The sequence below is a fragment of the Amycolatopsis sp. NPDC104587 genome (genome assembly GCF_055583645.1).
The window spans coordinates 590384-597974 of sequence record NZ_JBVJNO010000006.1; the positions used below are offsets into that span (position 1 = coordinate 590384).

Sequence of the window (7591 nt, forward strand, 5' to 3'; positions counted from 1 at the left end):
CGGTGGGTGTCCGCGGCCGACGCCGCCGCAGCCGCCAAACAGGCACCAGACCCCAGGCCAAAACCGGGGGCGGGGGAGGCGAAACCGGAGACGAACCCCCCCCCCCCCCCCCCCCCCCGCAGCCCGGGCGACGCCGCGCTGCCCGCCGCCGACTAGCTGTCGAGCTGCCCGTTCGCGCCCAGGATGATGATGGTGGTGAAGAAGCCGACCCACAGCGCGATGACGACGTAACCGACGATCACGGCGGCCGTGGCGAGCCCGCGGCCGCCCGCTTCGCCGCGGTTGGTCTTGCTCAGCGCGATGTGGCCCATGATCAGCCCGGCGAGCGCGGTGATGCCGGAGCAGAAGCCGAGGATCGAGCAGACGAGGGCGCCGATCGCCAGCGCGTTGTCCTGCTTGCGCGCCTGGAGGCCGTACCCGGGCTGGCCGAAGGGCGCCGGCGGTCCGTACGCCGGGCCGCCGTACGGGGACGGGTACGGCTGCTGGTAGGTCTGCTGCGGGTACGTCGGCTGCTGCGGGTAGGTGGGCTGCGGGTACACCGGCTGCGGCTGGCCCGGGGCGGCGTACGGCGTGCCGGGGATGTGCGCGGCGGGCGTCTCGAACGAGCCCGGCGGCAGCGGGGCGGCCTGCTCGGCGACGGTGGTGTCGCCGGCGCCCGGGTCCGCGACGGTGGTGTCGGAGACCGTGGTGTCGGCCGTGGCCGTGTCCGGCTCGGCGGTGGACGGCGGGTCGTAGCTCTCCGGTGTGTAGGACGGCGCCTCCGCGGGCGGCGGCGGCTCGTACGACACGGTCGGATCGGCGGCCGGACGGTCCTTGTCCCCGGACGGGTCGGTCATGACGGGTCCCCTCGCTTCGTGCAGGGCTCCAACGTTAGCCGTTCGCACCCGGCCGCCGGCGGGAGATCCGCCCGGCGGAGCGTGAGCGCCCTCATAGCAGGGACGCGCGAACGGGGTCATACTCACCGGTAACCCAGCGCCGGGAGCCGGCGCGCGTCTCCAGGAAGGGAGCCGTGATGGCCCGCCTCGCCCAGACCGCCGGCCTGTCCGACGTGCAGTCGGAGATCCTCGCGACCGTCCGCTCGTTCGTGGACAAGGAGGTCATCCCGCACGCGCAGGAGCTCGAGCACTCCGACACCTACCCGGCGGACATCGTCGAGGGCATGAAGGAGATGGGCCTGTTCGGGATCACCATCCCGGAGGAGTACGGCGGGCTCGGCGAGTCGCTGCTGACCTACGCGCTGGTCGTCGAGGAGATCGCGCGCGGCTGGATGAGCGTGTCCGGCGTGATCAACACGCACTTCATCGTCGCGCACATGATCAGCCGCCACGGCACGGAGGCGCAGAAGCAGCACTTCCTCCCGCGGATGGCCACCGGCGAGGTCCGCGGCTCGTTCTCGATGTCGGAGCCGGACCTCGGCTCGGACGTCGCCGCGATCAAGACCCGCGCTCGCCGCGAAGGCGACGGCTACGTCATCGACGGTTCGAAGATGTGGCTGACGAACGGCGGCTCGTCCACCCTGATCGCGCTGCTCGTCAAGACCGACGAAGGCGCCGAGAAGGCCCACCAGAACCTGACGACGTTCCTCGTCGAGAAGCCCGAGGGCTTCGGCGAGGTGGCGCCCGGGCTCACCATCCCCGGCAAGATCGACAAGATGGGGTACAAGGGCGTCGACACCACGGAAGCGGTCTTCGACGGCTACCAGATCGGCGGGGACATGGTGCTCGGCGAAGCGCCGGGCCGCGGGTTCGCGTACATGATGGACGGTGTCGAGGTCGGCCGCGTGAACGTCGCGGCGCGCGCGTGCGGCATCGCGATCCGGGCGTTCGAGCTGGCGGTGGAGTACGCCCAGCAGCGCAAGACGTTCGGCAAGGCGATCGCCGAGCACCAGGCCGTCGCGTTCAAGCTGGCCGAGATGGCGACCAAGGTCGAGGCGGCCCACCTGATGATGGTGAACGCGGCCCGGCTCAAGGACTCGGGCGAGCGCAACGACGTCGAGGCGGGGATGGCCAAGCTGATCGCGTCGGAGTACTGCGCGGAGGTCACGCAGGACTCGTTCCGCATCCACGGCGGTTACGGGTACTCGAAGGAGTACGAGATCGAGCGCTTGATGCGCGAGGCGCCGTTCCTGCTGATCGGCGAGGGCACGAGCGAGATCCAGAAGACGATCATCAGCCGAGGCCTGCTGCGGGAGTACAAGTCCCGCTCCTGACGTCGCCACTTTCCCTGGGGAAGATGCGTCCGGAGGGCCCGCGGACGTAACTTAATCAGGGAAAGTGCGAAGCGACTTGTCGACATGGTGGCGCGTCCGGCCTTTCGGGGTAAGCGGCTCGCACGGTACGGGCGTTCTTGACAAGATGGACGCCCAGGACCCACGAGTGCGCAGGTGATGATGGTGAGTAGTCCCTTCGGCGGAGGCCGGGCGCCCCAAGGCCTGCCGCGCTTGCCGACCCCGCCGACCGGCTGGCCGATCGGCTCGTACGCGACCTACGGCGAGGCGCAGCAGGCGGTCGACTTCCTCGCGGACAGCGAGTTCTCCGTCAGCGACGTGACGATCGTCGGGGTCGACCTGATGCTCGTCGAACGCGTCATCGGGAAGCTGTCCTGGGGCCGCGTGCTCGGCACCGGCGCGGTTTCCGGCGCCTGGTTCGGCCTGTTCGCCGGTCTGCTGCTCGGCCTGTTCGTCAACCAGGGCTTCGCGCTGCAGCTGCTCACCGGGCTCGTGCTGGGGGTGCTCTCCGGCCTGATGTTCGCCGCGATCGGGTACAGCATGTCGCGGGGGCGGCGGGACTTCTCCTCGGCGAGCCAGCTGGTCGCCGGCCGCTACGACGTCCTGTGCCAGCCGCGCTCGGCGGAGCAGGCGCGCGAGCTGCTCGCGAAGCTGGCACTCAAGCCACCCCCTGCCCACCCCTAGGAAACCCCACCCCTAGCAGGGAAAAATCACAGTTCAGTCTGCAGTGGGCTGAATCGTTACCGATACTGCTTGCGGGGTGTGATCGCCCGGCATAAGTTGTCCGACACCAGTCGGGCGGCCTCGCCCAACCAGCGCGGCCGCCCGAGCACTAGCACGTCGGGGTGCTGGCGCGGTTCGCCTCATCGCGTCGTGGTGCCCACCGGGCACCGCGGTAACCGGCGTGCACGCGGGTGAGGAGGCCTGATGGGGAAGAGGATCGGCGCGGGCAAACGGGGACGTTCGCCCGGCCGCACCGCGGTCCTGCTGGGGGCAGGGGCTTTGGTGACCGGCATGCTGGCCGGTTGCGGTTCGGCTGGCGGGTTGAAGATCAACGTCTACTACGCGCCCGAAGACAGCTTTCAGAAAGTCGTCGACAACTGCAACCAGGCAGCAGGCGGCCGCTACGAAATCGTCTACAACAAACTGCAGCGCGGGTCGGACGACCAGCGCCTGCAGATGGCCAGGCGGCTCGCCGCGGGCGACACCGCGATGGACGTCCTCGGCCTCGACGTGACCTGGGTTTCGGAGTTCGCCGAAGCCGGGTGGATCGAGGAGTGGAAGGACCAGAACAAGACCGCGGCGTCCCAGGGCGTCCTGCAGGGCCCGCTGGAAACGGCGACCTACAACGGGAAGCTCTACGCGGCCCCGAAGAACACGAACATCCAGCTGCTCTGGTACGACGACCGGATCACCCCGTCCGCGCCCAAGACGTGGGACGAGATGATCCGGAAGTCGCAGGAGCTCAAGGCGCAGGGCAAGCCGTACAGCATCGTCTTCACCGGCGCGCAGTACGAAGGCCTCGTCGTCTTCTACAACACGCTCGTCGAGTCCATGGGCGGGCACATCCTGTCCGACGACGGCAAGTCCGTCGTGATGGACGAAGGCGCGGTGAAGGCGCTCGCGCTGCTGAAGCAGATCACCGCGTCGGGGATCACCGACGCGTCGCTGACCAACTCGAAGGAGGACGACGTCCGGCAGACGTTCCAGCGCGGGGACGCCGCGTTCGAGCTGAACTGGCCGTTCGTCTACGCCTCCTACGCGAAGGACAAGGCGTCGGACGTCTCGCACTTCAAGTGGGCCGTCTACCCCGAGGCGCAGGCCGGGACTCCGGCCAAGACCACCATCGGCGGGTACGACCTCGCGGTCAGCTCGCTCTCGGCGCACAAGCCCGAGGCGTACGAAGCGGCGTTGTGCCTGCGCAGCGCGGAGAACCAGAAGTTCTCGGCGATCAACGACGGCGTGCCGCCGACCATCGAATCGGTGTACCACAACGACACCCCGCTCGACCCGTCGAAGCCGGCCGGTGACGACAACCCGAACATGGCGATCAAGTACCCGATGCGCGACTCCATCCTGGACGCGCTGAAGGACGCCGCCGTGCGGCCGCTGACCCCGGCCTACCAGAACATGTCGACGGTGATGTCGAAGGTCCTTTCACCGCCGGCCGAAATCGACCCGAAGGCCACCGCGGACAAGCTGCGCGAGCAGCTCAACGACGCGCTCCAGTCGAAGGGAGTGATCCCGTGACCGTTCAGGACTCGACCCCGGCCGACACCGCCGGGGCCACGGTCGCCGGGGAGGCGACGTCGGGCAGGAAGGGCAAACCCGCGCTCTCCGAAGGGAAGAAGGCCGAGCGGAAGCTCGGGCTGTGGCTGTGCGCGCCCGCGTTCGTCGTGATGATCGCCGTCACCGGCTACCCGATCGTCTACTCGATCTGGCTGTCGCTGCAGCGGTACGACCTGCGGTTCCCGGCGCAGCAGGAGTTCGTCGGCTTCGCCAACTACGGCGCCGTGCTGTCCAACTCGTACTGGTGGACGGCGTTCGGGACGACCATGTTCCTGACCGTCGTGTCGGTGGCGATCGAGTTCGTCCTCGGCATGGCGCTGGCGCTGGTGATGCACCGGACGCTCGTCGGACGCGGGCTCGTCCGCACGGTCGCGCTGATCCCGTACGGCATCGTCACGGTCGTCGCGGCGTTCTCGTGGTACTACGCGTGGACGCCGAAGACCGGCTACCTGGCGAACTGGCTGGCCGCGGACGGCGCGCCACTCACCGACCAGTGGCCGTCGCTGTTCATCATCATCGGCGCCGAGGTGTGGAAGACCACGCCGTTCATGGCGCTGCTGCTGATGGCCGGCCTGGCGCTGGTGCCGGACGACCTGCTCAAGGCCGCGGCGATGGACGGCGCGAGCGCGTGGCAGCGGTTCACGAAGGTGATGCTGCCGGTGATGAAGCCGGCGATCCTGGTGGCGCTGCTGTTCCGCACGCTCGACGCGTTCCGGATCTTCGACAACATCTACGTCCTCACCGGCGGCGCGCAGGACACCGGCTCGGTGTCCATGCAGACCTACGACAACCTGGTCAAGGGCCTCAACCTCGGGATCGGGTCGACGATGGCCGTGCTGATCTTCATCACGGTGGCGATCATCGCCTTCATCTTCATCAAGGTGTTCGGCACGGCCGCACCGGGTTCGGACGACGGGGGTAAGCGCTGATGGTGATGGGAACCGTCACGACGGGCCGCAAGCTGCGCTGGGGCCTCGTCGACATCCTCGTGCTGGTGTTCGCGCTGGTGCCGGTGCTCTGGGTCGTTTCGCTGTCGTTCAAGACCAAGGACACGCTGACCGACGGGTACTTCATCCCGCAGTCGTGGACGTGGCAGAACTACGCGGACATCTTCGCGACCTCGGAGTTCCTGCTGGCGCTGGTGAACTCGATCGGCATCGCGATCATCTCCACGGTGATCGCGGTGGTGCTGGGCACGATGGCCGCCTACGCCATCGCGCGGCTGGAGTTCCCCGGCAAGCAGCTGCTCGTCGGGCTCTCGCTGCTGATCGCGATGTTCCCGCAGGTGTCGCTGGTGACCCCGCTGTTCAACATCGAGCGGAACCTGGCGCTGTTCGACACCTGGCCGGGGCTGATCCTGCCCTACATCACGTTCGCCCTGCCGCTGTCGATCTACACGCTGTCGGCGTTCTTCCGGGAAATCCCGTGGGAGCTGGAAAAGGCGGCGAAGATGGACGGCGCGACGCCGGCCCAGGCGTTCCGGAAGGTGATCGCGCCGCTGGCCGCGCCGGGTGTGTTCACCACCGCGATCCTGGTGTTCATCTTCTGCTGGAACGACTTCCTGTTCGCCATCTCGCTGACGTCGACCACGGCGTCGCGCACGGTGCCGGCGGCGCTGTCGTTCTTCACCGGGTCGTCGCAGTTCGAGGATCCGACCGGGCAGGTGAGCGCGGCCGCGGTCGTGATCACCATCCCGATCATTGTGTTCGTGTTGTTCTTCCAGCGTCGCATCGTGGCGGGGCTGACCTCCGGTGCGGTGAAGGGGTAGTCATGGCTGAAATCGTCCTCGACAAGGTGTCGAAGAAGTACCCCGACGGCGCGCTCGCGGTGTCCGAAGTGGACATCACCATCGCCGACGGCGAGTTCATCATCCTGGTCGGCCCGTCCGGCTGCGGGAAGTCGACGACGCTGAACATGGTGGCGGGCCTGGAGGACATCTCCTCCGGAGAGCTGCGCATCGACGGCAAGCGCGTCAACGAGAAGGCCCCGAAGGACCGGGACATCGCGATGGTGTTCCAGTCCTACGCGCTCTACCCGCACATGAGCGTGCGGGAGAACATGGCCTTCCCGCTGCGGCTGGCGAAGGTCGACGACAAGACGGTGCGGGCGAAGGTCGAAGAGGCGGCGAACATCCTCGACCTCAACGCGCACCTGGACCGCAAGCCGGCCAACCTCTCCGGTGGCCAGCGGCAGCGCGTCGCGATGGGCCGGGCGATCGTCCGGAACCCGAAGGCGTTCCTGATGGACGAGCCACTGTCCAACCTGGACGCCAAGCTCCGCGGCCAGATGCGGACGTCGGTGTCGAAGATCCAGAAGCAGCTCGGCACGACGACGCTGTACGTCACGCACGACCAGACCGAGGCCATGACCCTGGGCGACCGGGTCGTGGTGCTGCGCGGCGGGTACGTGCAGCAGATCGGCGCGCCGCAGTTCCTCTACGACAACCCGGCGAACCTCTTCGTCGCGGGGTTCATCGGCTCGCCGTCGATGAACTTCGTCCCGGCGACGCTGGAGAACAACGAGCTGCGCAGCCCGCTGGGCACCACGCCGCTCACCGACCGGGTGCGGCAGCTGGTGGAGAAGGCGAACGCGCCCCGGGAGGTGCTGGTCGGCATCCGGCCGGAGCACTTCGAGGACGCGGCGCTGGTCGACGCGAGCCAGAAGGCGGGCGGTGGCACGTTCACCGCGCACATCGACGTGCTCGAGTCGATGGGCTCGGAGAAGTTCGCCCACTTCACGGTGGAGGGTGACGCGGCGACGTCCGCGGAGCTCGCGGAACTGGCCGCGGACAGCGGTTCGGCCGACGTGCCGGGCTCGGAGTCCCAGATCGTCGCGCGGCTCTCGGCGGAGTCGTCGGCGAAGGAGAACTCGGACCTCGAAGTCTGGTTCGACGCGGACAAGGTCAAGCTGTTCGACCCGGCCAACGGCAAGAACCTCACCTACGAGGACTAGCCTGCCGCAGCTCGTCGGGGGGGGGGGGGGGGGGGGGGGGGGAGCCACCCCCCCCCCCCCCCCCGTGGGGTGCCGGGGGGGTTTGGGGGGGAGGCGCATGGGGGGTGGTTGGGGGGGAGCCGG

At 68.6% G+C, this 7591-nt stretch carries 7 protein-coding genes; 6 read left to right on the forward strand and 1 reads right to left on the reverse strand.

Features of this window, described 5'->3' with window-relative positions; all coding sequences use genetic code 11:
* Positions 1-152 precede the first annotated feature (152 nt).
* Positions 153-836 (reverse strand): DUF4190 domain-containing protein, encoded by a 684-nt coding sequence (locus ACZ61C_RS21755; protein ID WP_465309369.1) that lies wholly within the window; start codon positions 834-836, stop codon positions 153-155.
* A 176-nt stretch (positions 837-1012) separates the two neighbouring features.
* On the opposite strand from ACZ61C_RS21755, the gene ACZ61C_RS21760 reads away from it, so the two are divergent.
* The 6 genes from ACZ61C_RS21760 to ACZ61C_RS21785 all read left to right on the forward strand — a co-directional run bounded on the left by ACZ61C_RS21760 (position 1013) and on the right by ACZ61C_RS21785 (position 7468).
* Positions 1013-2209, forward strand: a complete 1197-nt coding sequence (locus tag ACZ61C_RS21760) for an acyl-CoA dehydrogenase family protein (RefSeq protein ID WP_465309371.1) — start codon at positions 1013-1015, stop codon at positions 2207-2209.
* A 177-nt stretch (positions 2210-2386) separates the two neighbouring features.
* Positions 2387-2911, forward strand: a complete 525-nt coding sequence (locus tag ACZ61C_RS21765; protein ID WP_465309454.1) for a YflT domain-containing protein — start codon at positions 2387-2389, stop codon at positions 2909-2911.
* Between the two features lie 243 nt (positions 2912-3154).
* On the forward strand, positions 3155-4477 hold the full coding sequence (locus tag ACZ61C_RS21770) for an ABC transporter substrate-binding protein (protein ID WP_465309373.1): 1323 nt from the start codon (positions 3155-3157) through the stop codon (positions 4475-4477).
* Positions 4474-5445, forward strand: coding sequence for a carbohydrate ABC transporter permease (locus ACZ61C_RS21775; RefSeq protein WP_465309375.1), 972 nt, complete (start codon positions 4474-4476; stop codon positions 5443-5445). Before ACZ61C_RS21770 ends, ACZ61C_RS21775 begins: the two co-directional genes overlap by 4 nt.
* Entirely contained in the window at positions 5445-6284 is an 840-nt protein-coding gene (locus ACZ61C_RS21780) for a carbohydrate ABC transporter permease (RefSeq protein WP_465309377.1), read from the forward strand. The genes ACZ61C_RS21775 and ACZ61C_RS21780 overlap by 1 nt, the downstream gene beginning before the upstream one ends.
* 2 nt (positions 6285-6286) lie before the next feature.
* A complete protein-coding gene (locus ACZ61C_RS21785; protein WP_465309379.1) occupies positions 6287-7468 on the forward strand; it encodes an ABC transporter ATP-binding protein in 1182 nt (393 codons plus the stop codon).
* The last annotated feature ends 123 nt before the right edge of the window (positions 7469-7591 follow it).

Coding starts and splice junctions, on each gene's coding strand:
- ACZ61C_RS21760 (WP_465309371.1), top strand. CDS start 1,013: ATGGCCCGCCTCGCCCAGACCGCCGGCCTGTCCGACGTGCAGTCGGAG.
- ACZ61C_RS21765 (WP_465309454.1), top strand. CDS start 2,387: ATGATGGTGAGTAGTCCCTTCGGCGGAGGCCGGGCGCCCCAAGGCCTG.
- ACZ61C_RS21770 (WP_465309373.1), top strand. CDS start 3,155: ATGGGGAAGAGGATCGGCGCGGGCAAACGGGGACGTTCGCCCGGCCGC.
- ACZ61C_RS21780 (WP_465309377.1), top strand. CDS start 5,445: ATGGTGATGGGAACCGTCACGACGGGCCGCAAGCTGCGCTGGGGCCTC.
- ACZ61C_RS21785 (WP_465309379.1), top strand. CDS start 6,287: ATGGCTGAAATCGTCCTCGACAAGGTGTCGAAGAAGTACCCCGACGGC.
- ACZ61C_RS21755 (WP_465309369.1), bottom strand. CDS start 836: ATGACCGACCCGTCCGGGGACAAGGACCGTCCGGCCGCCGATCCGACC.